Raw genomic sequence first — 24,946 nt, 5'->3', positions numbered from 1 at the left:
CCACAGCAAGTCGGCGTGGCCGCCCAGCGTGGCGCGCCGGGGCGGACGGGTCCACCGGATGCGGACCCGCCGTGCAACCATGATCCCCCGGGCGTCGCCCCGCCCGCCACCTCCGCTCGCCCCGCCCAGGAGTACGCGTGCCCGACGCCGGCCCGACCGCGGTGCTGCCGCGCCGTCCGCTGACCGTCGGCGAGCTGCTCGACGCGGCCGTGCTGCTGCTGCGCGACCAGGCCCGGGTGCTCGTCCCGCTCGCCCTGCTGCTGGCCCTCGCCGAACAGGCGGTGCTCCACCCGCTGCGGATGCTCGCCGGGACCGAACCGCCGTTCTGGTGGCCGGCGGAGTTCGGCGACTCCCTCCCCGCGTACTGGCTGCTGCTGGCGGCCGGCGCGGGCACCGAGGCCGCGATCGTCGCGCTGCTCGGCGCCCCTGCGGCTCGCGGCGCCGGCGCGGCGCTTCTGGGGCGCCGTCCCGCACCGTCGGAGCTGCTGCGCGGCGCCCGGCTCGGCGCGGCACTGCCGGCCGCCGTCCTGGTCGGGCTGACCGTCACCGCCGCCGGGCTGACCGGGCCGGGCTGGTTCCCGGCGTACGCGCTGCTCGGCCTGGTGGTGCCGGTCCTGGTGCTGGACGGGGTGCCCGCGCACCTGGTGCCCTGGCGGGCGCTACGCCTGGCCGGCCGGGTCAGCGCGCGGGCCGCCGCGATACGGCTGCTGGGCTACCTGGGCTGGTGGCTGATCCGGCTCGGCATCGGGCTGGGTCTCTACCAGGGCCTCACCATGCTGGGTCTGTTCGACGTCTCGGCCTGGGCGCTGCCGGTGACGATCGCCGCGTTCACCGCTGTGAACGCGCTGGCGTACCCGGCGCTCGCCTGCCTGGACGCGGTGCTGCACCTGGAGACCCGGGTCCGCACCGAAGGGCTGGACATCCGGCTCTCCCGCGCGCCGGCCGACGTGCCCGAGCCGGTCCTGCTGGCGGCGCACCGGTGAGCCGGTGGTGGACCGAGACGGTCGCGGCCCTCGGTGACGTGGTGCCGCTGCCGCTGGTCGCGCTGATCCTGCTGGCGGTCGCGCTGCTGGCGGCGCTGGGCTGGTACTTCTTCCCGGCCTGGGTGCCCCGCCGGCTGCCCCGGTTCAGTCTCCCCCGGTGGCGGCGTCCACGGCTGCCCCGGTTCCGGCTGCCCCGGTTCCGGCGGCGCAGCCGGAAGCGCACCGATCCGCCGCCGGTACGCCTGCCCGCGCCCCGGACCCCGGAACCCGTGCCGGCCGGCGGGCTCGGGCCGGCCGACCGGCTGGCGGCCGAGGGCCGGTACGCCGAGGCGGTCCGGGAGCGCCTGCGCGAGATGGTCCGGCTGCTGGTCGTCCGGCAGGTGGTGGAACCCCGCCCCGGGCTCACCGTCGTCGAGCTGACCGAGGCGGCGGCCCGTAACCGGCCGCAGGTCCGGCCGACGCTGCACGCGGCCGGGGCGATCTTCTCCGACCTCTGGTACGCCCAGCGTCCCGCGACCGCCGCGCACGACCGGCGGATGCGTGAACTCGCCACCGACCTGAGCCGCGAGCTGACCGGGGAGGAGCCGCGGTGACGGCCACAGTCGTACCGGAGACCGTGACGGCGGCGGCCACGGCGGCGCCGCGCCGGCGTCCGTACCGGTTGATCGTCCCGCTCGGGCTCGCAGTGCTGTTGATCGTGACCACGCTCGTGCTGCGCGCGTTCGACCGGCCCGACGCCGACGAGCCCGGTTTCCTGTCCCCGGTCGCCACCGACGACGACGGCGCCAGCCGGCTCGCCGAGGCGCTGCGGACGCAGGGCGTGCCGGTACGCCGGGAGACGGATCTGGCGGCGGCGCTGCGTACCGCCGGGGCCGGGCCGAGCACGCTGTTCGTGCCCGCGCCCGGCCTGGTGCACCCGGACCTGCTCGACGGGCTGACCACCCTGCCGCCCGGCAGCCGGCTGGTGCTCGTCGAGCCGTCCCGGCGGGTGCTCGCCGAGTTGGACACCCCTGTCGAACCGGCCGGCGGGCGCTGGGCCGCCCGCGCGGTGCCGCCGGACGCCGACGGCACGCCCTGCCCGCTGCCCGAGGCGGTCCGGGCCGGCACGGCCGCGATCGACCTCCAGCGGTACGCCGGACCGGCCGAGGTGGACCACTGCTACGGCGGCGCGCTGCTGCGCGTCCCCGGCCGGGTCGAGGTGGTGCTGGCCGGCGCCAGCGACCCGTTCCGCAACGACCGGATCGGCGAGTGGGGCAACGAGGCCCTCGCCACCGGCCTGCTCGGCGGCGACCGCCCGCTGGTCTGGCTCGACCTGCCCGAGCCGGCGTCGGCCCCGACCGCTCCGAGCTGGTCCCCGGAGCCGTTCACCGAGGAGCCCGGCCCGGCCGGCAGCGGCAGGTCGGAACGGCCCGACCCGCCCGACCGCGCCGACCCGCCGCGGGAGAACCCGCTCTGGGGCGCCTTCCCGCAGTGGTTCTGGGCCCTCCTGGTTCAGCTCGCCCTGGCCGGCCTGCTCGTGGTGCTCTGGCGGGCCCGCCGGCTCGGGCCGCCGGTGTCGGAGCCGCTGCCGGTGACCGTCCGGTCCGCCGAGACGGTACGCGGCCGGGCGCGGCTCTACCGCCGGGCGGGCGCCCGGGACACCGTCGCCGCGACGCTGCGCGCCGCCGCGCTGGACCGGCTGACGACCCGGCTCAACCTGCCCCCGGGCACGCCCGACGACGAGGTGGCCGCCCGGGTCGCCGAGCGCGCCGGCGCCGACCCGGAACGGGTGGCCGACCTGCTCTACGGCCCCGCCCCGGAGAAGGACCGCGAGCTGCTGGAGCTGGCCCGCGAACTGGACGTCCTGACCCGTACCCTGGCCCCGCATCCCAGCGAAGGAGACACCCGGTGACCGGACCCGTCACGACCACCGCCCCGTCCGGCGCCCGCGCCGCCCTGCACCGGCTGCGCGCCGAGGTCGCCAAGGCCGTCGTCGGGCAGGACGCGGTGGTGACCGGCCTGGTGATCGCCCTGCTCTGCCGGGGGCACGTGCTGCTGGAGGGCGTACCGGGAGTGGCCAAGACGCTGCTGGTGCGGACGCTGGCGGCCGCGCTCGACCTGGACGCCAAGCGGGTGCAGTTCACCCCCGACCTGATGCCCGGCGACGTCACCGGCTCGCTGATCTTCGACCAGCGCACCGCCGCGTTCACGTTCCGGGAGGGGCCGGTCTTCACCAACCTGCTGCTCGCCGACGAGATCAACCGCACCCCGCCCAAGACGCAGTCGGCGCTGCTGGAGGTGATGGAGGAGCGGCAGGTCTCCGTCGAGGGCGAGCGCCGCCCGCTGCCCGACCCGTTCATCGTCGCGGCCACCCAGAACCCGGTCGAGTACGAGGGCACCTACCCGCTGCCCGAGGCGCAGCTCGACCGTTTCCTGCTCAAGCTGACTGTGCCGCTGCCGGAGCGCGAGGAGGAGCTGGGCGTGCTGCGGGCGCACCACGCCGGCTTCGACCCGCGCGACCTGCGTGCCGCGGGCGTACGCCCGGTGGCCGACGCGTCGGACCTGGCCGCCGCCCGGGCCGAGGTGCGGATGGTGCACGTGGCCGAGCCGGTGCTCGGCTACATCGTGGACCTGTGCCGGGGCACCCGGTCCGCTCCGGCGCTGGAGCTGGGCGCGTCCCCCCGGGGCGCCACCGCGCTGCTCAACGCCGCCAAGGCGTGGTCCTGGCTGGCCGGCCGCGACCACGTCACCCCGGACGACGTCAAGGCGGTCGCCCGGCCCACGCTGCGGCACCGGCTCCGCCCGCGTCCGGAGGCGGAACTGGAGGGCGTGACTGTGGACGCCGTGCTGGACTCGGTGCTGGCCACCGTGCCGACGCCGCGATGACCTGGCGGGCGGGTCTGCTGCTCGGCGCGGGCGCGCTGACCCTGCCGGCCTGGCCGGCGCCGTTCCTCGGCGTCGCCGTGCTGACCGCGACGGTGCTGCTGCTGGTGCTGCTCGACCGGGCGATGGCGGTCCCGCCGGACGCGCTCACGGTGACCCGGTCCGGGGAGCGGACGGTCCGCCTCGGCGGCACCGCCACCGTCACGCTGCACCTGGCCAACCCCACCGATCGCACGCTCCACGCCCAGGTACGCGACGCCTGGGTGCCGTCGGCCGGGGCGCGCCCGGACGTGCCGCCGGACCGCCTGCTCACCGTGCCGCCCGGTGGCACCGCCACGCTGCCGGTCCGGCTCACCCCGACCCGGCGCGGCGACCGGCCGGCGGTGGCGCTGACCGTACGCTCGCTCGGGCCGATGCGCCTGGGTGCCCGGCAGCGCGCCGGGCAACCCGCCACGCCACAGTGGACGCTGCGGGTGCTGCCACGCTTCGACTCCCGCCGGCACCTGCCGGAGAAGCTGGCCCGGCTGCGGGTCATCGACGGCGTGCAGGTGACCCGGGGGCGCGGTCACGGCACCGAGTTCGACACGCTGCGCGAGTACGCGGTGGGCGACGACGTCCGCTCGATCGACTGGCGGGGCAGCGCCCGCCGCGCCGACGTCCTGGTGCGCACCTGGCGCCCGGAGCGCGACCGGCGGCTGGTCTGCGTCCTGGACACCGGCCGCACGTCGGCGGTACGCCTCGGCGACGAGCCGCGGCTGGACACCGCCATCGACGCGGCGCTGCTGCTCACCGCGCTCGCCGCCCGGGCCGGTGACCGGGTGGACCTGCTGGCGGCGGACACGGAGATCCGGGCCCGGGTGACCGGCAGCGGCCGTCCGGCGCTGCTCGCCCGGCTGGTCGACGCGGTGGCGCCGTTGCAGCCCGCGCTGGCCGAGACCGACTTCGAGCTGATCGCCGCCGAGGTGCTGCGCCGGGAGCGGCAGCGCAGCCTGGTGGTGCTGTTCACCGCGCTGGAGGCGGGCGCGATCGGCGACGGGCTGCTGCCGGTGCTGCCCCGGCTGGCGACTCGGCACCGGGTGGTGCTGGCCGCGGCCGGCGACCCGGTGCTGAACCGGCTCGCCACTGCCACCCCGGCCGGCCCGGACGACCCGTACGCGGCCGCGTCGGCGTGGCGGGCGCTGGCTGAACGGGACCGGGTACGCGCCGCCCTGTCGCGCTACGGCGTGACTGTGGTGGACGTACCGGGGCACCGGCTGGCCCCGGCCGTCGCCGACACCTATCTGCGGCTCAAGTCTCTCGGCCAGCTCTGACCGCGCGCCGGCCGAGCACCAGCGCGTACGCCAGGAAGGCCAGCCACACCGCGGCGCCGGCGGCCACCCGCAGCGGGATCGGCACCGGCGCCGGGGTCACGAACGCCTCGATCAGCGCGGAGACCGCGAAGAGGCCGACCAGGCCGGCGGCGACCACGACGGCGAGCCGTCCCGCCTCGGCGACCGCGCGGCCGCGCCCGAGGTGCGCGGGCGGGGCGATCCAGGCCCAGGCGGTCCGCAGTCCGACCCCGGCGGCGACGAAGATGCCGGTCAGCTCCAGCAGCCCGTGCGGGGTGATCATGCCGAAGAAGACGTCCGCCCGGCCGTAGGAGATCATCACGCCGCCGACCACGCCGATGTTCAGCGCGTTCTGCCACAGCAGCCAGAGGACCGGCACCACGAGGACGCCGGCGGCCAGGCACTGGGCGGCCAGCCAGGCGTTGTGCGTCCACAGGTGGAACGCGAACGTGGGCGCGGCGAACTCGGTGTAGTAGCCGGCGAAACCGGAGTCCACGAGCTGCCGGGCCGCCTCGGGGCCGACGAACGCGGCGGCGGTGTCCGGGTTACCGGCGACGAACCAGATGAGGAAGGCGCTCAGGGCGCTGAACGCCGTGGCCACGCCGCACCACCACGGCCAGGCCCGGTAGAGGGCGGCGGGCAGGTCGGCGGCCAGGAACCGGCCCACCGCCGCCCAGGACGGCCGGGGGCGGCCGGTGACCCGGGCCCGGGCGGCGAGGACCAGGTGGGACAGGCGGTTCACCAGCGTCGGCTCGGGTGCCCGGGCGCGCAGCGCGGAGAGGTGTGTGGCGCTGCGCTGGTAGAGCGCCACCAGTTCGTCGACCTCGGCCGCGTCGAGGCGACGCCGGCCGGTCAGGTGTTCCAGCCGCCGCCATTCGGCGCCGTGCTCGGCCACGTACGCGTCGAGATCCACTCACCCTCCCCCGTTCGGCGTCCATGGTGTTCACTGTCGGGGTGCGCGCGCAACCTCCCCCACCGCCCAGTTGGGCCGATGCCGGTCTGGTCAGCGGCGAGGCGGTGGAGCTGGATGTCCGGGTGGCCCGGCTGGGCTCCCGGGTGCTCGCCCTGCTGATCGACGCCGTGATCCAGCTCGTGCTGTTCCTGCTGCTCGGCGCAGTGCTGGCCATGGTGGCGCTCGCCCTGCTGGGCGACGTCCTCGATGCCGCGCTGGCCGGCGCGCTCCAGGTCGTGCTGCTGGTGCTGGTCCTGCTCGGCTATCCGGTGGTGATGGAGCGCTTCGCCGGTGGCCGGACGGTGGGCAAGCTGGCCGTGGGGCTGCGGGTGGTGCGGGCCGACGGCGGCCCGGTGGGGGTGGGCCAGTCGCTGACCCGGGCGCTCGTGGGCGTCGCGGTGGAGTGGCCCGGGCTGGTGCTGCCGCTGCTGAGCTGGGCGGCGAGCGTCACGGTGATGCTCACCGACCCGCGCGGCCGCCGGCTGGGTGACCTGGTCGCCGGCACGCTCGTGGTGCACAGTCGAGGCGCCGCGCTGTGGCGGCCGCTGCCGCCGGCTCCGCCGCCGCTGCTGGCCTGGGCGACCACGCTCGACCTGACCCGGTTCGACGACGGGCTGGCGCTGGCCGTCCGGCAGTATCTGGACCGGCTGCCTCAGCTCGCCGAGCCGGACCGTTCCCGGCTGGGCCGGGCGTTGTGGGTGGAGGCCGCGGCGGTCACCTCGCCGCCTCCGCCGTGGTCCGCGCCGGACTGGGTCTACCTGTCCGCCGTGCTGGCCGAGCGGGGGCGCCGGGCCGCGCTCCGGCTGGGCCGCGCCCGGGCGGTCACCGCCACGCTCTGGCCGGAGCTGGTCCCGGCCGCGGTGCCGCACGCCGTCGCGCCGGCCACCCTGCGTCCCGCCGCGCCGGCCGTCGGCCGGTTGCGGTCCGCGGCGCCGGAGGCCGCCCCCGATCCGGTACGCCGCTGAGCCGGGCTCAGCCGAACAGCCCTCGCCCCCACCAGTCGGCGGCGTCGCGTACGCCGGGCGGGCAGGCGAACAGGCCGCTGGAGACGTGCCGCAGGTACTCGTTCATCGCGTCGTTGCGGGCCAGCCGGGTCTGGATCGGCACGAACTGCCGGCGCGGATCCCGCTGGTAGGCGATGAAGAACAGACCGGCGTCGAGCCGGCCCAGCCCGTCCGAGCCGTCCACGAAGTTGTAGCCGCGGCGCAGCAGGCGGGCGCCGTTGTTCGCGTCCGGGTGGGCGAGCCGTACGTGTGCGGTGTCGGCGATGAGCGGCTCCCCGTCGTCGCCCTTCGCGGCGAAGTCCGGTTCGTCGAACTCGTCCCGGAGGCCCAGCGGCGCGCCGCTGCCCTTGGTCCGCCCGACGATCATCTCCTGCTCGGCCAGCGGGCTGCGGTCCCACGTCTCGATCAGCATCCGGATCTTCCGGGTGACCAGGTAGGAGCCACCCGTCATCCACTCCGGGCCGTCACCGGGCTGGACCCAGAGCTGGTCGCGGAGCAGGCCCGCGTCCTCGGCCTTGAGGTTGGCGGTGCCGTCCTTGAAGCCGAACAGGTTGCGCGGCGTGGCCTGGTCCCGCGACGTCGACGAGGTACGCCCGAAGCCGAGCTGCGACCAGCGGACGCTCACCACGCCCATGCCGATCCGGGCCAGGTTGCGGATGGCGTGCACCGCCACCTGCGGATCGTTGGCGCAGGCCTGGACGCAGAGGTCGCCACCGGACAGCTCCGACCTGAGCGCGTCCCCGGCGAAGTGCGGCAGGTCGGCGAGGGCGGCCGGGCGGCGGGCGGCGATGCCGAAGCGGTCCCGGCCCTGCGCGTCGCGGAACAGCGTCGGCCCGAAGCCCACGGTGAGGGTGAGCTGCGACGGGGGCAGTCCGAGCGCCTCGCCGGTGTCGTCCGGCGGGGCCTCGGGCATGCCGCCGACGGCGCCGATCACCCCGGCGTCCTTGCCGGCGGTCATCCGGGCCGCGGCGGCGGTCCACTCCTGGAGCATGGCGACCAACCGGTCCCGGTCCTTCGTGACCACGTCGAACGCGACGAAGTGCAGCCGGTCCTGGGCCGGGGTGGTGATGCCGGCCTGGTGCTCGCCGAGGAACGGCACCGACCCTGCGGCGGAGCCGGTGGCTGAGGCCTCGTTCCCGCCGGCGAGCAGCGCACCCGCGCCGCCCGCCACCCCGGCGACGCCGGCCACACCGACGCCGGCCAGTGTCATCGCCCGGCGGCGGGACAGGCCGCGACCGGTCCGCTCGTGGTTCGGCTCGCTCGTCGCGTCACCACCGGCCGGGCCGGTCATCGCGCGACTGCCGCCGCGACCTTGCTGACCGGCTCGGCCAGCGCGTTCACCGCGTCCGACAGCTCCTTGAGCTCGGCCTTGCCGAGCTGGGTGTGCAGCTTCCAGCCGTCGCCGTCCCGGTGCTTGCCGAGGGTTGCCTCCACGTTCGCGAACTCGCTGTCGAGCTGCTTCACCAGGTCGGGCGCGCGCTGCTCCAGCGCCGGGCGCAGCGCCGCGATCGCCGCCTTCGAGCCCTCCAGGTTGGCGTTGAAGTCCCAGAGGTCGGTGTGCGAGTAACGCTCCTCCTCGCCGGTGATCTTGCCGCTGGCGACCTCGTCGAGCAGCGCCTTGGCGCCGTTGGCGAGCTGGAGCGGGGTGAGCTTCTCGGCGTCCGCCTTGGCGACGATCGCCTTCACGTCGACCAGGAGCCGGTCGGCGATCGGGCCGTCCTTGCTGACGTCCCCGGTGGTCCAGAGGTCCTTCTCGATCCGGTGGAAGCCGGTGAACTCCATGCCCTCCTCGACCACCTCCTCGCGGCCGTCGATCTTCGGGTCGAGGTCGCCGAAGCTCTCCGCGACCGGCTCGATCCGCTCCCAGTAGGTGCGGGCCACCGGGTACAGCGCCTTGGCCTTGGCCACGTCGTTCGCCTTGACCGCCGCCACGAACTCCTCGGTCTTCGTCAGCAGCGCGGCGGTCTGGCTGCGCACGTACCGCTGGTAGCTCTCGGTGGCCTGGGTCAGCGCGGCGTCGGGGGCGACTGTGGCGGCGGTTCCGGAGACCTTCAGCGCGCCCCGGATGCCCCGGCCGCTCATCCCCGGCTTGCAGGCCGTCTCGTACGTGCCGGCGGTCAGCTCGACCCGCAGCTCGCGGCTGAGCCCGGGGGCGATGTTCTCCACCTCGCCCATCACCCGGTCACCGGCCGCGTAGACGTAGAACTCGTTGACCTTGGAACCGGTGTTCGTCACCTTGAAGGTCACCTGACCGGCGTCGATCTCGGTGTCGCCGACCTCGCAGACGCTGTCGGTGGCCTTGACGGCGATCGGCCCGCCGTTCGTGGCGTCGGCGTCGTCACCGCCCCCGCAGCCGGTCAGTCCGGCGACGGCGAGCAGCCCGGCGGCGGCGGGCGCGACGAGTCGAGTGGTACGCATCGTGCGGGGTCTCCTCGGAAACGGGCGGGTCAGGAGCGGGGGGACGGAACGGCGGCGGCGTCGGCCGGCGCGGCGGACGTCTCGGCGGACGTGTCGGCGGCCGGCTCGTCGGACTGCACCGGCTCGGCGGACTGCACCGGCTTCGCGGGCTTGGCCGGCTTGCGCAGGAAGAGGACGAGCACCGGCACCGCGTACGCGACCCAGGCGACCAGTTCCAGCACCGTCGGCGCGGCGGTGACGTTGAACATGCCGGCGAGCAGCGCGCCGTACCAGGAGCCCGGGTCGAGCGTGCCCGAGATGTCGAAGGCCAGGTCGTTCAGGCCGGGCAGCACGCCGGCCTCCTGGAAGTCGTGCACGCCGTACTTGAGGATGCCGGCCGCGACCAGGATGAGCAGCGCGCCGGTCCAGGTGAAGAACCGGCTCAGGTTGATCCGTACCGCGCTGCGGTAGAGCAGGAAGCCGATCACGACGGCGGTGGCGATGCCGCCGGCCAGGGCGAGCAGCGAGCCGGGCCCGGTTCCGCCGGCGGCGCTCTCGGCCGCGGCATAGAAGATCAGCGCGGTCTCCAGACCCTCGCGGATCACCGCGAGGAACGCCATGCCGGCGACCGCCAGGGAGCCGACGGCGAGCGCGTCGGTGAGCTTGCCGCGCAGCTCACCGGCGATGGTGCGGGCGGCCCGGCGCATCCAGAAGATCATCCAGGTCACGAAGACCACGGCGGCGACCGAGGTGACCGCCTCGAACAGCTCGCGCGACTCGGAGGTGCGCAGCAGCGAGGTGGAGGTGTACTGGATCAGGGAGCCGAAGCCGACGGAGAGCGCCAGGGCCAGGCCGACGCCGGCCCACACCTGCGGCAGCCGGTCCCGGCGCTGCGACTTGACCAGGAAGGCGACGAGGATGCTGACCACGAGGGTCGCTTCCAGGCCCTCGCGCAGGCCGATCAGGTACGTGGCGAACATGGATACTCCGTAGTCAGGCTTGCCTCAGTTAACTTAGGGCAGCCATACCTTGCTCCTGTTCACAGCAAACGTCAAGCCGATCCGGGTAACGTCACCTGGTTCGACATCCGCCGGACTCCCCCCGTACGCGAAAAAGGACCGGGGCGGCCGCACGGCGGCCGACCCCGGTCCCTTCTCCGAGCGTGGGACTCAGTAGCGGTAGTGGTCCGACTTGAACGGGCCCTCCGGGGAGACGCCCAGGTAGGCGGCCTGCTCCTTGGTCAGCGTGGTCAGTTTCGCGCCGAGCGCGTCCAGGTGCAGCCGGGCGACCTTCTCGTCCAGGTGCTTGGGCAGCACGTAGACGCCGATCGGGTATTCCTCGGTCTTGGTGAACAGCTCGATCTGGGCGATCGTCTGGTTGGCGAACGAGTTCGACATCACGAAGCTCGGGTGGCCGGTGGCGTTGCCCAGGTTCAGCAGGCGGCCCTCGGAGAGCACGATGATGGCGTGGCCGTCGTCGAAGCGCCACACGTCGACCTGCGGCTTGATGTTCTCCCGGGTCACGTCGCTGCGCTTGGCCAGGCCGGCCATGTCGATCTCGTTGTCGAAGTGGCCGATGTTGCCCACGATGGCCTGGTGCTTCATCCGGGCCATGTGCTCGTTGGTGATGACGTCGAAGCAGCCGGTCGCGGTGATGAAGATGTCGGCCTGCTCCACCACGTCGTCGAGCGTGGCGACCTGGTAGCCGTCCATCGCCGCCTGGAGCGCGCAGATCGGGTCGACCTCGGTCACCACGACCCGGGCGCCCTGGCCGCGCAGCGACTCGGCGCAGCCCTTGCCCACGTCGCCGTAGCCCATGACGACAGCCATCTTGCCGCCGATCAGCACGTCGGTGGCGCGGTTGATGCCGTCGATGAGCGAGTGGCGGCAGCCGTACTTGTTGTCGAACTTGCTCTTGGTCACCGAGTCGTTGACGTTGATGGCCGGGAAGAGCAGCGTGCCGGCGCGGTGCATCTCGTAGAGCCGGTGCACACCGGTGGTGGTCTCCTCGGTGACGCCCTTGATGCCGGCGGCGATCCGGGTCCAGCGCTGGCCGTCCTCGGCCAGCGAGCGGTGCAGCAGTTCGAGGATGACCGCGTACTCCTCGGAGTCGGCGGACTCGACCGGCGGCACGACGCCGGCCTTCTCGAACTCGGCGCCCTTGTGGACGAGCAGGGTGGCGTCGCCGCCGTCGTCCAGGATCATGTTCGGGCCCTGCCCGTCGGGCCACGCCAGCACCTGCTCGGTGCACCACCAGTACTCCGGCAGCGTCTCGCCCTTCCAGGCGTAGACCGGCACGCCGGCCGGGGCCTCCGGGGTGCCCTCGGGGCCGACCACGATCGCCGCGGCGGCGTGGTCCTGGGTGGAGAAGATGTTGCAGGACGCCCAGCGGACCTGCGCGCCGAGCGCGACAAGGGTCTCGATCAGGACGGCGGTCTGAACGGTCATGTGCAGCGAACCGGTGATGCGGGCGCCGGCCAGCGGCTGGGCCTCGGCGAACTCACGCCGGATCGCCATCAGGCCGGGCATCTCGTGCTCGGCGAGCCGGATCTCCTTGCGCCCGAACGCGGCGAGCGACAGATCCGCCACCTTGTAGTCGCCCTCGGCGAGGGTGCTCGGCCGGGCCTGCGACGACGCGCCGCTGGAGGCCGCCGGGAGGGTGCTGGTCATGGAAGCTCCTGTCGAACGATGGTGGTGCGCAGCCTTCCACCTTACGCTCGCGGGCCACTCGACCCGTGCCCGGTTGGCCGACCGCGCAATCGGCCGGTCGGCGGACAGCGCACGGGGCGGTCGGTCGTGAGCGGACTTTCCACCCACGGCCCGGCCGCCCCGCGCATCCCCCCGGTTTGGTTCCCCCGCACGTCACCGGACCTTCGTCGCGACAACGCTGCGTACCCATAGAGTCACACCACGCAGCGTGACCGTCAAGCCATTTCGGGAAAGTCGGACTTGCGCAGATCAGTGCATGCCGCAAGTGGCGACGAACGCCTCGCCCGTCCCGCCCACCGTCAGCGGGCCACCGGCCGCCGTACCGATCGCTGCCTGACCCGCGTCCAGCGTCACCACGCCCACGCCGTCGTCAACGGTCAGCTTCCCGGCCCGGCAGAGCACCACACGCGGTCCGGGCAGCGTCAGCCGCACCCCCGGCGACCCGGCAGCCACCTCGACCCGGTGCAGCGCGAAGTCCTCCACCGGCACCGGCCAGGTCAGCACCCCCGGCTCCACCTGCTCCGGCCGCAGCACCGGCTGGGTCAGCACCTCGAACCGGAGCACCCGCAGCAGCTCGTCCACGTCGACCCGCTTCGGGGTCAGCCCGCCGCGCAGCACGTTGTCACTGGCCGCCATGATCTCGACGCCGGTGCCGCGCAGGTAGGCGTGCAGGTTCCCGGCCGGCATCCAGATGCCCTCGCCGGGGGCCAGCCGGACGTGGTGCAGCAGCAACGCCACCACCACGCCCGGGTCGGCCGGATAGCCCGACGCGAGCGTGCGGACCAGCTCGGCGTCCGCCGAGGCCGGCCCGGCCTCCGCCGCCGCCAGCACGGCCGCCACCAGCCCCGCCCGCTCCGCCCGGGGCCAGCTCAACAGCAGGCGTACCGCCTCCCGCAGCCCCGCCGGCCCGTCGCGCAACGCCGCCACCACAGGCTCCAGCGCGGGTACGCCGAACGCGGCGATCGCCGCCGCCGACTCCCCCGGATCGCGGAAGCCGCACAGCGCGTCGAACTCCGAGAGCGCCACCAGCAACTCCGGCTTGTGGTACGGGTCGACGTAGTTGACCCGCCCCACGTCGGCGGCGTGCCCGGCGCGGGCCTGCTCGGCGTCCGGATGCGCCTGGAGGCTCAGCGGCGCGTCGGCGGCCAGCACCTTCAGCAGGAACGGCAGCCGGGTGCCGAACCGGCCGACCAGCCGCTCACCCAGCCAGTGGCCCGGCTCGGCCACCAGCAGTTCGGTGAGGCTGACCGGTCGGCCGTCGCGCTGCACAGTGGCCGGGGCGCCCGGGTGGGCGCCCAGCCACAGCTCCGCCTCCGGCCCGTTGCTCGGCACCGGCCGCCCCTGCAACTCGGCGATCGCGGTGCGCGAGCCCCAGGCGTAGTCACGGATCCGGCCCTGCAACAACTCCATCGGTCAGCTCCCGGGCCGCCCGGCCACCTCGTCGGCCGGCTGCGCCCCACCACTGGTCACGGCCTCCGGGACGGCGGTGTCCGCCGCCTGCCCGGTGCCGGCCCGCTCGGCGGCGGGCGAGTAGATGTCCGGCTCCAGGTAGATCACCCGGGCGGTGGGCACCTCGCGGCGGATCCGTGCCTCGACCGCGTTGATGTCACGCGCCAGGTCCTGGGCGGTCTCCCAGGCCGGCACCGCGATCTTCGCGGCCACCATCAGCTCCTCGGGGCCGAGGTAGAGCGTCTTCATGTGGATGATCCGCTCGACCTCGGGACCGCTGGTCACAGCCTGCTCGATCTTGTCCAGCTCGCTCTGCTCGGCACCCTCGCCGAGCAGCAGGCTCTTGGTCTCGATCGCCAGCGTGATCGCGATGATCACCAGCAGCACACCGATCATCGCGGTGCCCGCGGCGTCCCACATGCCGTCTCCGGTGATCAGCGTCATGCCGACGCCGAACAACGCGAAGACCAGACCGACCAGGGCGCCGAAGTCCTCCAGCAGCACCACCGGCAGCTCCGGCGCCTTGGCGCGACGGATGAACCGGACCCAGGACTGCTTGCCCCGGACCAGGTTCGACTCCTTGATCGCGGTACGGAAGGAGAAGCCCTCCATCACGATCGCCGCGACCAGCACCACCACCGGCACCCACTGCCACTCCGTGATCGCGTGCGGGTCGGACGCCTTGTGGTACGCCTCGTAGAGCGCGAACAGGCCACCGATGCTGAACAGCACGATCGCCACGATGAAGGCGTAGATGTAGCGCTCCCGGCCGTACCCGAACGGGTGCTGCGGCGTGGCCTGCCGCTTGGCCCGCCGGCCGCCGAGCAGCAGCAGGCCCTGGTTACCCGAGTCGGCCACCGAGTGGATCGACTCGGCCAGCATCGACGACGAGCCGGTGAGGGCGAACGCGATGAACTTGGTGACGGCGATGCCGAGGTTCGCCGCCAGGGCGGCGACGATCGCCTTCGTGCCCCCGTTTGCGCTCATTCCCCGCCTCGCTCGATGCCCCGTGTGCTCACTGGTTTGCCAGCTCCTTCATCTCCGTGATTGCCGGTACCGCCATCGGGTCCAGCCCGTGCGCCAGGGCCAGGTAGATCGAGGCGAAGTCGGGGACCGCCACCAGCGACGCGAGCCGCTCCAGCGCGGAGCCGCCCTCGGCGGTCACCACGTCGCAGCGCACCCCGCGCCGCTCGGCGAGCGTCTGCACCGCGTCCGCGCGGCGCTCCTCGACCGCCAGCGGCTCGTCGGTGTCGTCGTCGGCGTTGAGCCCGCCGTCGCGCAGCAGCACCAGCCGTAGCCGGGTGCCGTCGGGCTCGTCGTCGCCCGGGTCGGCGAAGATGTCCCGCTCGCCCTCGGCCAGACCGCCGAACACGCCGTCGAGCAGGCCGACGCGGCCCCGGCCCGCCTCGCCCAGCGCACCGGCGACCACCGGGTAGCGGGCGTTCGCGGACAACGTGTCACCGAACCGCCGGGCGGCCACGGTGGCCAGCGGGGACGAACCCCACACGATCGGGATCGAACCGGACAGGCCGAGCGCCAGCGACTTCGCCGGGTTGACGAAGGACTCGGCGGTCGGCCGGCATCGATCGGCGTCGGCGTCCAGCCGGGCCGCCGTCTCGGCCAGATCCGCCTCGTTGACCTTCACGAGCCCGAGGGTACGGGCGGCCAGCAGAACCGGCACGGTGAGCGCCCAGAGGCTGGCCCGGGCCGGCGCGCGCCGGGGCACCGGGATGAACGGCGCGCGGGCCCGCTCGGCCACCGACTGGAGCTGCGAGTCGGGCGCGCCGACCGCGACCAGCCGGGCACCGCGCCGGTGCGCCGCCTCGGCCGCGCCCAGCGCCTCCGGGCTGCGGCCCGACGCGCTCACCGCGATGACCACGTCCGCCGCGCCCACCCAGCCCGGCACGCCGGCGCTGCGGTGCGGGATGACCGGCACCGGGCAGCGCGGCCCGGCGACGGTGGCCAGCACGTCACCGGTACGCCCGGCGGTGCCGATGCCGGCGATGACCACCGCGCGGGGTCGCCCGTCGTCGGCGAGCACCGACAGGTTCGCCTCGGCGGCCAGCGCCGCCGACTCGCGCACCTGGGCGCCCGCGGACGCGGTGAACCGGAGCATGCCGCCCGGATCCCGCTCGGAGAGCTGCGCCGCGTCGTCCAGCAGGGCCTCGTCGGCGTGCCGGTGGCCGCTGACCCCGGCCGTACCCTCCATCACCGCGACGACCCGCCCCGCGCGTCGTCGGCGGCGGGTCCACCGCGCGCCTCGTCCAGCAGGAGCACCGGGACGTCGTCCCGGACCTCGAAGATGCGACCGCACTCGGTGCAGGTGAGCGTCTGCGCCTGCGCGTCGTAGTCGAGCGGGGCGTGGTGCGTGTCCGGGCAGGCGAGGATGTCGAGCAACTGCGGGTCCAGGGCCACGGCGCGGCTCCTTCCACGTATGCGGTCTCACCGGTCGGCGGTGCCGATCGGCGCACGCGATCTTATCGGCCGAGCGGCCCCGGCACCGGGCCCCGTTCGGCCCCGGTGTTCCGTCCTCCGGCCGGGCAGGCGGCGGCTGCCGGGTCACGGCATGACCACCCACAGTCACGGTAACCCCGGGACCGGGTCGGGTTCCGGCTCAGTCCGGCAAGCGGGGCAAGACGCTCGTCGCGTCCCCGGCAGGCGGGGCCGGCGGCGTCGGAGCGGGCGCGGGCGCGCCGTACACGTTGCCGGCCGGGCGGGGCGGCGTCGCGCCCCCGTACACCGTGGGGGCCGGTCCGGGCGTGCCGGAGCGGTAGGTGGTGGTGCTGCGCGGCAGCGGGACCGGCGGGAGGCCGGCGTCCACGCCGCCACCGCTGCGCTCGGCGCGGTTGCGGCGCAGCAGCAGGACGATGAGGGCGGCGCCGACGAGCACCAGCCCGATACCGAACCACATGATCATGGAACCTCCGAACGACGAGTCGTCGGCCGCGGCGGTGGCCGGGGCGACGGCGGCGGCCACCGGCGACGTGTCGGTCGCCTCGGCCGGCGTGGTCTCGCTCGCGCTGGGCGTCGGCGAGGGCTTACGGGACGGGCTGGGACTCGGCGTCGGCGCGCCCACCAGCCGGGCCGACCCGCCGGCGCGGCCGAGCACGTCGCCGTTCGCGGCGCTCGCCTCACCGGCCAGCTCCAGCCGGCCGCCGACGGCCCCGGCCAGGAAGGACACCCGGTAACGCACGGTGACGCCCTTGCCCTTGCACAGCGGCCGGTCGACCGGCGCGACCGCGGCGGTGGCGACGGCGCCGCCGTCCCCGGAGACCTGCACCGGCACCCATCGGCCGCCGGACGCCACCTGCACCCGGACCTGGTCCGCCCGCAGGCCCTCCAGCCGGAGCCCGACCGCGGTACGCAACTGCACGCAGCCGTCCGTGCGCTTGCGCACCTCGACCGCCACCGTCCCGGGCGGACCACCGGCGGTGAAGCTCTTCGCCGAGCGCAGTCCCACCCGGTCGTCCCGGGCCGACGCCGGTGACGCCGGGACGGCGATCAGGCCACCCAGCAGCGCGCCGACCATGGCCCACCGCGCCGCGTGCCGCCCTGCCGACATCTCCACCTCACCGTTGCGTCCGGACCGGATCCGCCGGTCAGGTTACTACCGGCCCCTCCAGGCACCCGCGCATCGAGCACGCCACATGTGTGCAGCGCCACGCGATCACCGCCCGCCCAGGTCACCGCCCGACGCGCCTGCATCGGCGAGCGCCCGCCGGCACAGCCGGTCGGCCGTACGGGTGGTCTCCGGCAGCCGGTACCGGGGCGTCAGTGCCAGTACCCGCTCCACCGCGTCGTCCAACCCCATCCGGTGCCCGACGCTCACGAAGACCGGCCGGACACCGTCCTGAGTCCGCAGCACCCGCCCGACCACCTCGCCCTCGTCACACAGGTCGGCGCTGTCACCACGCTCGGGACCGGGGCCCGTCCACGAGCCGACGAGCGGCGTCTTGCCCACCCCGATCGTGGGCAGCCCGGTCACCAGGCCCAGATGACAGGCCAGCCCGAACCGGCGCGGGTGCGCCAGCCCGTGGCCGTCACAGACCAACAGCTCCGGACGGGTGGTGAGCCGGTCCAGCGCGGCGAGCAATGCCGGCATCTCGCGGAACGCGAACAGTCCCGGCACGTACGGGAAGGCGGGCCGCCCCACGCACACCGCCTCGTCCACCACGTCGAGGGTGGCCGCGTCGAGGACCGTGACGGCCGCTGCGAGCAGGTCACGGTCCTGCGCGAACGCCACGTCCAGCCCGGCCACCGTCGCGGGCGCGGCAGGACCGGGCCCGACCAGGTCCACCCGGGACCGCAACTCCTCCTGTACGCGTCGCGCCTCCGCCACGTCGGCGGGCGGCAGGTAGGGCACGGGCGGGCCGTCGGTGGAGGGCATGGCGTTCCGGGCCGTTGTCAGGAGGCGATGGTGGGGTCGGCGGCCGGGTCACCGGCCTGCTGGAGCTGCTCCTCGAACATCACGAAGGTCCGCCGCCGGACTCCCCGGATCAGCGCCTGCTCCTGCGGCGTCGGGTACCGGCGCTCCTCCCGCACGGTGTCCTGGATCGCCCGGACGGTTTCGTAGAGAGCGAAGATCGGTCCTTCACCGCGCAAACTCAGGCCCCGCTCCTGCTCGACATACCAGACGAACTCCTCGGGGCTGATCTCGAATATCTCGTCGTCCTTACCGAACAGCACCCTGTCCACGAGATTGTTCGCCGCCTGCCACCGGCCGGTGTCGAGTGACAGCCGCCAGCCCGCCATGCCGCCGTCCTCCGTCCTCACCAACTTCACAGGCGAGTCGTAGTAGAGGAAGAACTTGGGTAACACGAGGCCGGTCGGGTGCGTCACTGCTTCACGCCTCTCCCAAAGTCTGCTGTACCGCGTCCCAGTAGATGCTCTGCGCGCGCCGTAGCAGACCATCCCGGATCGCTGTCTCCATCGTCGTCAGCGAACGGCCGTCCAACTCTGCCAGGGCGTCGAGGTCGCGCCGGACCTCATACAGCGCATGCTCCCATTCGGCGACATCTTCCAGGGCTTTGAGATGCAGGCGCAGCTCCCCTACATGCCCGTTCGAAAGGCGCAGATTGAGCAGGATGTCGCGGTAGCCACTACCGCTCGGAGCAACGAAACGATCCTTGACGTCCAGAATCGTCAACTCGGGATCATCGACGAGGCCGCCCAAGGCGTCATAGATGTCATTGAGCGTGGAGAACTCGGCCTTCGCGGCAGCCAAGTCCTTGAGGCGAGAGGCGTCATTTCCGTACTCGACCAGTTTGTCCCTCACCCGGTCATCACTCTTGGGCTCGTTACGCCAGCCGGGTTTTCCCCTCTCGCCCGCCAGAGCGGTGGCGATCGTTTTCAGTTCCGCCTGCGCTACCGCCGCATCGGCACGCAGTTCGTTGATGTACGCGGCGACATAGACCGAGTCTCGCTTCCTGCTCCTGTCGAAGCCGTCCTGTCCGGTCGGCTGGCGCCGGGAAGCCAGATCCCGCGTCAGCCTGCGCTGGTCAGCGGTGAGCGGGGTGGGAGGCGGGTTCAGCTCGCTCGCCGATATCTGCGATTCGGGTCCGTCTCGCTCGATATCCGCCAGCACGTCCTGCAACACGTCGATTGCCTGCTGGTGGCTGGCCAGGTGATGCAGGGTCAGCGGCCGCGCGGTCAGCGAGTTGGCGAGTTCCGGCGTCGCCAGGATCATCCGGACCAGGTCGGGCCGCTCCGCGAGTTGCCGCACCAGCGTCTCGGCCAGCAACTCCTCCCGTCGCGGCGGCGCCTCCCAGCTCTGGTCGAGCATCCGCTGCACACGCGGGTCGGCGAACAACCGGGTGAGGTCGGCCGCACCGCTCTCGTCGAGCCCGGGTACGAGCCGCCGCAACGTCGGCACGTCGGCGTGCTGCGCCAGTTCGACGGGCGTCACCCCGGCGGCGAAGGCGGCGTCGAGGTTCCCGCTCTCCGCCAGCGTGTCACGTACGTAGAGCCCGGCGGCGATCCGGTCGGCGTGCGCCTGCCGGTGTTCCTCGCGTACCCGGTCGGGTTCCGGCTCGACGGGCGGCGCGCTCCCCGGCAGCGGTCCGTCGCCCCGGCGGTGGATGGTGGTGGACTCGCCGAGCAGGTGGACGTGGTTGAAGTCCGGGACGTGGCCGTCTGCGATCGGCGGCGGGGCCGGCGGCCGTGGCGGCGCCGGACGGGGTAGCGGCTCGGGCAGGACGTTGTAGGTGCCGGGCGGCCGGCCGGCGAGCGGCATCGGCCGACCGTCGGGGCCGAGCACCAGAGCGTCGACGCCGACCACGTTGCTGCGGGCCGGACGGCCGCTGTGGTGGTAGATCGGCCGGTCCGCCACCTCGCCCGTCTGCGGGTCGAGGAAGAGGATCGTGCCGTTCTGGTTCAACGCCACCCACGCGTGCGATCCGCCGCCCTCGAAACTGGTGATGAGGAACGCGTAACTGCCGTGACCGCCCGACGCGAGCTGCGCGTACAGGTCCCGGTAACCGCCGTCCACCAGCAACTGCCGGTCCCGGCCGGTGATCCCGGGCCGATCCGGCCGGCAGAGGTTCTGGAACCGGCCGCCGGTCGTCTGCTCGACCCGCAGCGGTCCGTCCGCCTCGCCGCCCACCGGCCGGTTCACGTCGCCGTGCAGGTAGCCGTCGAACGTACGCGGCGCCGCGACGCGCGGCCGTCCGTGGACCCAGGTCTCGAACAGCGACAGCGTGCAGTCGAGGCAGTTGATCCCCCGGGTGGCGTCGGCCGCCGGTCCGCCGTCGTTCGCGAGGCGGAACCAGCCACCGCGCCGGGGATCGGCGGTACGCGTCACGCTGCCGTCGGGGTTGCGGGGCATCTGCCGTTCGAGGTCAGTCTGGTGCAGCGCGAGCGGAGGCCGGAGTCCTCCCCGGCGGCCGTACGGCCGGGACCTGTCGATCGGCTCGGGGTGGCCGTGACCGGTGAGCGCGGAGTGGTCGGCCGTCTCCACCGCGCCGACGGCCAGGTCCGCCACGTGGTCGTTGATGCGGTAGAAGTCGAGGTCGTTCTCGACCATCACCTCCTGCGGAACGAGCCTGCCGGCCAGGACGTGCCGCGCCTCCTCGCGCAGATCGGCCGCCTCCAGAGCGGCCTCGTGCGACTCCCGGTGCCATCGTTCGGCCGCCAAGGTCCGGCCGGCGCGGCGCAGCTCCATGGCCTGCGCGGCCCAGTCGCTGGCCCGTTCCTCGTGGTACGTGGCGCGCTCATGCAGCCAGTCGGCTCGGGTCTCACGTCGACGGTCCTCGAACCAGGTCCGCTGGGACTGCAGGTGACCGCGGTAGCGGCGTCTGTCGAACGACTCCCTGTCGGCGACCAGCCGTGCGGCGCGCTCCCGGATCGTTCGCAGGTCGGGAGGCGGCGGGTCGAGCCGACTCGGGTCGGGGCCTGGGGAGTCCGCGGACGGCCGGGGCGGCGCCAAAGACTCCAGCAGGGGGAAGCGGGGGTTCGGAATCGGGCGCGGATCCGGGCCGGGCAGGCCTGGGAACGGTGCCGCATGCGGTTGCGGTGACGGCGTGGACACCGGCGCCGAAGGTCCGAGGCCGGGGCCGGCCCGGTCCGACAACGGCGGCGCCGCCACACTCGGATGGTCAGTGGTGGACGGGGAGAGCGTGGCAGGTGCCGCTCCCGCCTGCACGGGGGTCGACGGTGGCGGGGCGTTGTCGATCGGCGTCGCCACCGGAACCGCGCCGCTGTGGACTCCGGGCGCGGTCGACGGGGGCGTGGCGACGGGCGCTTCCGTGATCACCGAGGACAACGTAGGGCTCGTGGTGACCGTCGGACGTGCCACGTCGTGCGGGACGACATGATTGTGCGGCGGCGTCGTCGTGGGATCCGGCGCCGGGAGGGGCAGGTCCACGGCGAGGGGGTGCGGACCGGCGGCTTGGGGCGTGACGTGCGTGGGTGTCACGGGAACGGCACCGGCGATCGTGTCGCCGCCCTGGACGACCGGCTCGGCGACCCGCTGGGCCGGGATCAACCCGACGGGATCGGCGGCGACCGGCACGTCCAAGCCGACCGGGGACACCGTCAACCCGCTCAGCTGCCCGTCGAGGCGGCGTTGCAGTGCCGAGTCGGCCTGGTTGGTGGCGGACCCGGTAGCGCCGGAGGCAGCCGCGCGCGCCAGATCCTCCAGCGACGGCCCTTGGCCGGTCGCCAGACCCGCAGCGGTCTCGGCGAGCGTCTCCCCGGCCATCTCCCGCCCGAACCGCTCACCGATCTCCGCGAACCGCCCGTTGGCGTGCCGGCCCAGCCCGGCCAGCGGCGCGACCGCGCCGCCGGCGAATCCGCCGAGAGCCGACGTGCTCACGTCGGTCAGGTCGAGGCCGTCCCGCCGGCCGGTGGAGTTCTGGTACGCCTGCGTGCCGAGGCTGGTGCCCGCCTCCTGACCGGCCTCCAGCAGACCGCCGATCGCGGCCCGTCGAGCCAGCGTGCGGGCACCGGACCTGGCCACCTCCTTGGCAGCACGTTCGCCCGCCTCCTTGAGGCCCTGCTTGACCGCCTTGCGGGCGAGTTGAGCCACCAGCCGCTTGAAGATCTGCTGCACCACGACCCGCGTGGCGGTGATCGCAGCGGCCGCCGCCGGTGAGGCGGCGCCCAGGGTGAGCACTGTGGCGACCGCCAGGGACAGCAACTCGACAACCAGGATGCCCAGCTCGATCCAGGCTTCCAGCTTCGCGCCCTCGATGTCGCAGCCGCAGGAGTCGACCAGACGTGCCAGCTCGTCTGTGGCCGCGACCAGGACGTGCAGTGGAGCGTCCTGGCCTTCGGCGAGCTTGTGCCACGCCGTGTCGAACGCGCCGGCGACCAGGCCGACTCCCCCGTACCCGCTCTTGACCTCGCCGGCAGCGGTGATCGCGTCGTCGCGCGGACGGGTAAGGACGCCTGCTACGCCGTACCACTGGTCGGCCAGGTCCCAGACGGCGCGCTCGTCGCCCTCCGGCCATTCGACGCCGACCACCCAGTCGAGCGCCTCGTAGATCCAGCCGGGCAGGTCCCACGGGCAGAAGTCGAGCGGGTGCGGGATCGGGCTGGGCAGCATGCTCACGCGCGGGTCCTCCGGTGGTCAGCGCCGGGGCCGATGGGGGTTGTGCCCTTGCTGCGGGATCTTCCCGAGGTCACGGGCGTTGCTCAGGTCCGTCTCCACGGTGGCCGCGACCGAGCGGACGACGTCCGACCCGAGCACCTCCAGCGACCGGCCGAGAAGCTCCCACGCGCGCAGCAGCGTCTCGGCGTAGCCCTGGTAGTGCTTGTCGAACGCGGCGCCGATGTCGTCGCGGCCCCAGGGCCGCTGCGCGCTCGCGGCGGCGATCGGCTCGCCCGTCTCCCGCCGGGCCGCGCTCACCGCCCGCCCCGACAGCGCCAGGTCAGCCCCGCCGCGCCGGGCCCGGTCCGGGTCCAGCCAGATCTCTCCCCCGGCCACCTGTCACTCGCCGCGGGCCAGCACGGAGTCGGCCCGGCCGAGCAGCGCGCCGAAGTCATGGGTACGCAGGAATTCGACCGAAGGGGAGCCCGGCGGCAGGTATCCGGAGACCAGTTCGCGGGTGGCGGCGCTCGCCGCGGTGGAGGCGCGCAGCACGGTCTCGGTGATCTTCCGGCTCAACGCACGGGCGTCCCGGTCCTGGAATGCCGCCGGGCTCACCTCGACGCTGATCAGCTCGCCTCGCGCGCCGACGACGGCGGTCACCTGACCGTCGTCGGAGCGTTCGGTGACCCGCAACTCGGCCAGCTTGGTCTGGAGATCGTCCAGACCGGACCGCAAGCGCTGGTATTGGCCGTACACCTCATCGAATCGCGCGCGCAGTGCACGGTTCGCATCCCGGTCCGCACTCTCGGCCACCGTCGCTCCCCTTCCGTCACCGTGGGTAGGGCCGACCATACCGGGTGCCACGAAATCCGTGGGGTCCGGTAATTTCAGGTGGTGATCGAGCGACAGCAGGCCGAGCAGATCGCCTCGGTGTGGGCCCGGCGGGACTCCGACCGCCTCGGTTTTCCCTGCACGCCGGAGGTCGAGGAGTTCGACCTGGGCTACGTGGTGAGTTCCGTCGTGTCCACCGAGGCCCGGGCGCTCCCCGGCGACCTGCCGACCACTGTGATCGACAAGGAGACCGGCGAGGTGTCCACGTGGCCGCGGGTGCCGGCCGCGGCGGTCGAGCGGATGTACCGGCAGCGGCGTCCGGCCGAACCGCGCCCGCCGCGTACCGTCGATCCGGCCGCCCAACTGCTGCGTGAGCTGACCCACCTGCCCACGCCCGGCGCGGCGGCGCACCTCACTCTCGACGGCCGGCAGCACGTCGCGCAGGGCGCGAAGGGCGAGATCGAGGTACGCCACCATCCGCTGGTGCAGTCCTATCTGGACGAGCTACCCGCGGGGCATCTGGTACGCGGCGGGGAACGGCACGCCGAGATGATCGTCGTCTCCGACGCGCTCTACGAGCACGACCACCGTCGCGCCGCCGAAGGTCTGCCGCCGCTGTCCATCGAGGACGCGCGCGACCTGCTCGGCAGCAGCCGGATCGAGAGCTTCCGCGTCCGCGAACCCGGCGACCCCGCGGGCGGCCCGGCCGAGTTGCGCTGCGAGTCATGCATCAGGTTCCTCGTGCACGTCAACGTGCTGCCCTGGCCGGAGCTGGCCCTCGCCGAGGAGTGGCAGTCCGAGCCCCAGACGCCTCCCGAGCCCGACCGGTTTCCCGCCGAGGTGGCGAACGCGCTCGTGATCGCCGGCTGGCGGCCGCACTTCGGCGACGAGGTGTCCGCCGCCACCTCGGTCCGCAAGGTCAGCGAGGTCCGGGGCGCACAGCACACCCACGCCACCTTCCCGGCCGCGCTGGCGACGCTCACCGCCTTTCCCGGGCTGGTCACCGCACGCCAGGGCCGCGGTGAAGCGGTCTGGATCTCGCGCTTCGAGGTACGACCGCGGAAGGTGGCACACACCGCCGACTCCCTCGCCGACTTTGCCGCCGTCCTGGGCGCCCGTCTCTTCCCGCTCGGCAGCGAGCGTCAGGAGAGCATCCTCGCGGTCGACGAGCACGGCCGGATCTTCGCCCTCGACCAGGCCGGCGAGTGGTTCCTCGGCGCCGACATCGACGCCGCCCTCGCCACCCTGCTGCTCGGCCGCGCCCCCGCCCGGGTCCGCGACGACGGCACCTGGTGAGCGGCGGGCGAGCGGATGCTCCTATAGAAGTCAAGCGGTGTTGAGGGTGGTGAAGTCGGCGAGGAGGGCGGTGTGGATCTCGCGGACGATGTAGCGCTTGAGGCAGCG

General features: G+C 73.9%; 22 protein-coding genes. 7 read left to right on the top strand and 15 right to left on the bottom strand.

Features of this window, described 5'->3' with window-relative positions; genetic code table 11:
- The first annotated feature begins 137 nt into the window (after window positions 1-137).
- From FB454_RS28840 to FB454_RS28820, 5 genes are read left to right on the top strand one after another with little or no spacing between them, the layout of a single operon-like run.
- Window positions 138-983, top strand: coding sequence for a hypothetical protein (locus FB454_RS28840; protein WP_145823865.1), 846 nt, complete (start codon window positions 138-140; stop codon window positions 981-983).
- Complete coding sequence (locus tag FB454_RS28835; protein ID WP_071096660.1) at window positions 980-1,576, top strand: DUF4129 domain-containing protein; 597 nt, start codon at window positions 980-982, stop codon at window positions 1,574-1,576. The genes FB454_RS28840 and FB454_RS28835 overlap by 4 nt, the downstream gene beginning before the upstream one ends.
- The gene (locus tag FB454_RS28830) at window positions 1,573-2,874 is read left to right on the top strand and encodes a DUF4350 domain-containing protein (RefSeq protein WP_145823864.1); all 1,302 of its coding nucleotides are present in this window, start codon (window positions 1,573-1,575) and stop codon (window positions 2,872-2,874) included. Before FB454_RS28835 ends, FB454_RS28830 begins: the two co-directional genes overlap by 4 nt.
- Window positions 2,871-3,848: an AAA family ATPase gene (locus FB454_RS28825; protein WP_013284206.1), complete on the top strand. Its 978-nt coding sequence runs from the start codon at window positions 2,871-2,873 to the stop codon at window positions 3,846-3,848. Before FB454_RS28830 ends, FB454_RS28825 begins: the two co-directional genes overlap by 4 nt.
- Window positions 3,845-5,155 carry a DUF58 domain-containing protein gene (locus FB454_RS28820; RefSeq protein ID WP_013474115.1) on the top strand — a complete coding sequence of 437 codons (1,311 nt, stop codon included), beginning with the start codon at window positions 3,845-3,847 and terminating at the stop codon, window positions 5,153-5,155. Before FB454_RS28825 ends, FB454_RS28820 begins: the two co-directional genes overlap by 4 nt.
- Here the strand turns inward: FB454_RS28820 and FB454_RS28815 are convergent.
- Window positions 5,133-6,086, bottom strand: a complete 954-nt coding sequence (locus FB454_RS28815) for a stage II sporulation protein M (protein ID WP_030271138.1) — start codon at window positions 6,084-6,086, stop codon at window positions 5,133-5,135. The genes FB454_RS28820 and FB454_RS28815 overlap by 23 nt on opposite strands.
- Before the next feature lie 41 nt (window positions 6,087-6,127).
- Here FB454_RS28815 and FB454_RS28810 point away from each other — a divergent pair, with 41 nt between their 5' ends.
- Entirely contained in the window at window positions 6,128-7,090 is a 963-nt protein-coding gene (locus FB454_RS28810; protein ID WP_232236672.1) for an RDD family protein, read from the top strand.
- Between the two features lie 7 nt (window positions 7,091-7,097).
- Here FB454_RS28810 and efeB read toward each other — a convergent pair whose 3' ends face one another.
- The 14 genes from efeB to FB454_RS28740 all read right to left on the bottom strand — a co-directional run bounded on the left by efeB (window position 7,098) and on the right by FB454_RS28740 (window position 23,524).
- On the bottom strand, window positions 7,098-8,420 hold the full coding sequence (efeB, locus tag FB454_RS28805) for an iron uptake transporter deferrochelatase/peroxidase subunit (RefSeq protein ID WP_030271141.1): 1,323 nt from the start codon (window positions 8,418-8,420) through the stop codon (window positions 7,098-7,100).
- A complete protein-coding gene (gene efeO, locus FB454_RS28800) occupies window positions 8,417-9,547 on the bottom strand; it encodes an iron uptake system protein EfeO (RefSeq protein WP_030271142.1) in 1,131 nt (376 codons plus the stop codon). The genes efeB and efeO overlap by 4 nt, the downstream gene beginning before the upstream one ends.
- Before the next feature lie 29 nt (window positions 9,548-9,576).
- A complete protein-coding gene (gene efeU, locus FB454_RS28795; protein ID WP_030271144.1) occupies window positions 9,577-10,506 on the bottom strand; it encodes an iron uptake transporter permease EfeU in 930 nt (309 codons plus the stop codon).
- Window positions 10,507-10,695: 189 nt separating this feature from the next.
- Window positions 10,696-12,195: an adenosylhomocysteinase gene (gene ahcY, locus FB454_RS28790; protein ID WP_013474110.1), complete on the bottom strand. Its 1,500-nt coding sequence runs from the start codon at window positions 12,193-12,195 to the stop codon at window positions 10,696-10,698.
- A gap of 288 nt (window positions 12,196-12,483) precedes the next feature.
- Complete coding sequence (gene manA / locus FB454_RS28785; RefSeq protein WP_091330152.1) at window positions 12,484-13,644, bottom strand: mannose-6-phosphate isomerase, class I; 1,161 nt, start codon at window positions 13,642-13,644, stop codon at window positions 12,484-12,486.
- A 3-nt stretch (window positions 13,645-13,647) separates the two neighbouring features.
- Window positions 13,648-14,670: a cation diffusion facilitator family transporter gene (locus FB454_RS28780; RefSeq protein ID WP_030271146.1), complete on the bottom strand. Its 1,023-nt coding sequence runs from the start codon at window positions 14,668-14,670 to the stop codon at window positions 13,648-13,650.
- A gap of 28 nt (window positions 14,671-14,698) precedes the next feature.
- Complete coding sequence (locus tag FB454_RS28775) at window positions 14,699-15,895, bottom strand: SIS domain-containing protein (protein ID WP_030271147.1); 1,197 nt, start codon at window positions 15,893-15,895, stop codon at window positions 14,699-14,701.
- Window positions 15,892-16,098, bottom strand: coding sequence for a Trm112 family protein (locus FB454_RS28770; protein ID WP_013284195.1), 207 nt, complete (start codon window positions 16,096-16,098; stop codon window positions 15,892-15,894). Before FB454_RS28770 ends, FB454_RS28775 begins: the two co-directional genes overlap by 4 nt.
- Window positions 16,099-16,297: 199 nt before the next feature.
- Window positions 16,298-17,245, bottom strand: a complete 948-nt coding sequence (locus tag FB454_RS28765; RefSeq protein ID WP_145823863.1) for a hypothetical protein — start codon at window positions 17,243-17,245, stop codon at window positions 16,298-16,300.
- Window positions 17,246-17,350: 105 nt separating this feature from the next.
- Window positions 17,351-18,070, bottom strand: coding sequence for a deoxyribonuclease V (gene nfi / locus FB454_RS28760; RefSeq protein WP_030271151.1), 720 nt, complete (start codon window positions 18,068-18,070; stop codon window positions 17,351-17,353).
- A gap of 17 nt (window positions 18,071-18,087) precedes the next feature.
- Window positions 18,088-18,522, bottom strand: a complete 435-nt coding sequence (locus FB454_RS28755; RefSeq protein ID WP_145823862.1) for a hypothetical protein — start codon at window positions 18,520-18,522, stop codon at window positions 18,088-18,090.
- Window positions 18,523-18,526: 4 nt separating this feature from the next.
- Entirely contained in the window at window positions 18,527-22,726 is a 4,200-nt protein-coding gene (locus FB454_RS28750; protein WP_486485477.1) for a toxin glutamine deamidase domain-containing protein, read from the bottom strand.
- A 24-nt stretch (window positions 22,727-22,750) separates the two neighbouring features.
- Complete coding sequence (locus FB454_RS28745) at window positions 22,751-23,107, bottom strand: hypothetical protein (protein WP_145823860.1); 357 nt, start codon at window positions 23,105-23,107, stop codon at window positions 22,751-22,753.
- Between the two features lie 3 nt (window positions 23,108-23,110).
- Window positions 23,111-23,524, bottom strand: a complete 414-nt coding sequence (locus FB454_RS28740) for a YbaB/EbfC family nucleoid-associated protein (RefSeq protein ID WP_013284189.1) — start codon at window positions 23,522-23,524, stop codon at window positions 23,111-23,113.
- 78 nt (window positions 23,525-23,602) lie between these two features.
- Between FB454_RS28740 and FB454_RS28735 the strand changes: the two genes are divergently transcribed.
- Window positions 23,603-24,838 (top strand): SUKH-3 domain-containing protein, encoded by a 1,236-nt coding sequence (locus FB454_RS28735; protein ID WP_145823859.1) that lies wholly within the window; start codon window positions 23,603-23,605, stop codon window positions 24,836-24,838.
- Window positions 24,839-24,946 lie beyond the last annotated feature (108 nt).

It is taken from the genome of Micromonospora sp. CNZ297, assembly GCF_007827625.1.
This window is presented reverse-complemented; position numbering and strand designations above follow the sequence as displayed.

Excerpts from the sequence above, each read along its gene's own strand:
- FB454_RS28820 (WP_013474115.1), top strand. The coding sequence starts at position 3,845 with ATGACCTGGCGGGCGGGTCTGCTGCTCGGCGCGGGCGCGCTGACCCTG.
- efeB (WP_030271141.1), bottom strand. The coding sequence starts at position 8,420 with ATGACCGGCCCGGCCGGTGGTGACGCGACGAGCGAGCCGAACCACGAG.
- efeO (WP_030271142.1), bottom strand. The coding sequence starts at position 9,547 with ATGCGTACCACTCGACTCGTCGCGCCCGCCGCCGCCGGGCTGCTCGCC.
- efeU (WP_030271144.1), bottom strand. The coding sequence starts at position 10,506 with ATGTTCGCCACGTACCTGATCGGCCTGCGCGAGGGCCTGGAAGCGACC.
- ahcY (WP_013474110.1), bottom strand. The coding sequence starts at position 12,195 with ATGACCAGCACCCTCCCGGCGGCCTCCAGCGGCGCGTCGTCGCAGGCC.
- manA (WP_091330152.1), bottom strand. The coding sequence starts at position 13,644 with ATGGAGTTGTTGCAGGGCCGGATCCGTGACTACGCCTGGGGCTCGCGC.
- FB454_RS28780 (WP_030271146.1), bottom strand. The coding sequence starts at position 14,670 with ATGAGCGCAAACGGGGGCACGAAGGCGATCGTCGCCGCCCTGGCGGCG.
- FB454_RS28765 (WP_145823863.1), bottom strand. The coding sequence starts at position 17,245 with ATGTCGGCAGGGCGGCACGCGGCGCGGTGGGCCATGGTCGGCGCGCTG.
- nfi (WP_030271151.1), bottom strand. The coding sequence starts at position 18,070 with ATGCCCTCCACCGACGGCCCGCCCGTGCCCTACCTGCCGCCCGCCGAC.
- FB454_RS28750 (WP_486485477.1), bottom strand. The coding sequence starts at position 22,726 with ATGCTGCCCAGCCCGATCCCGCACCCGCTCGACTTCTGCCCGTGGGAC.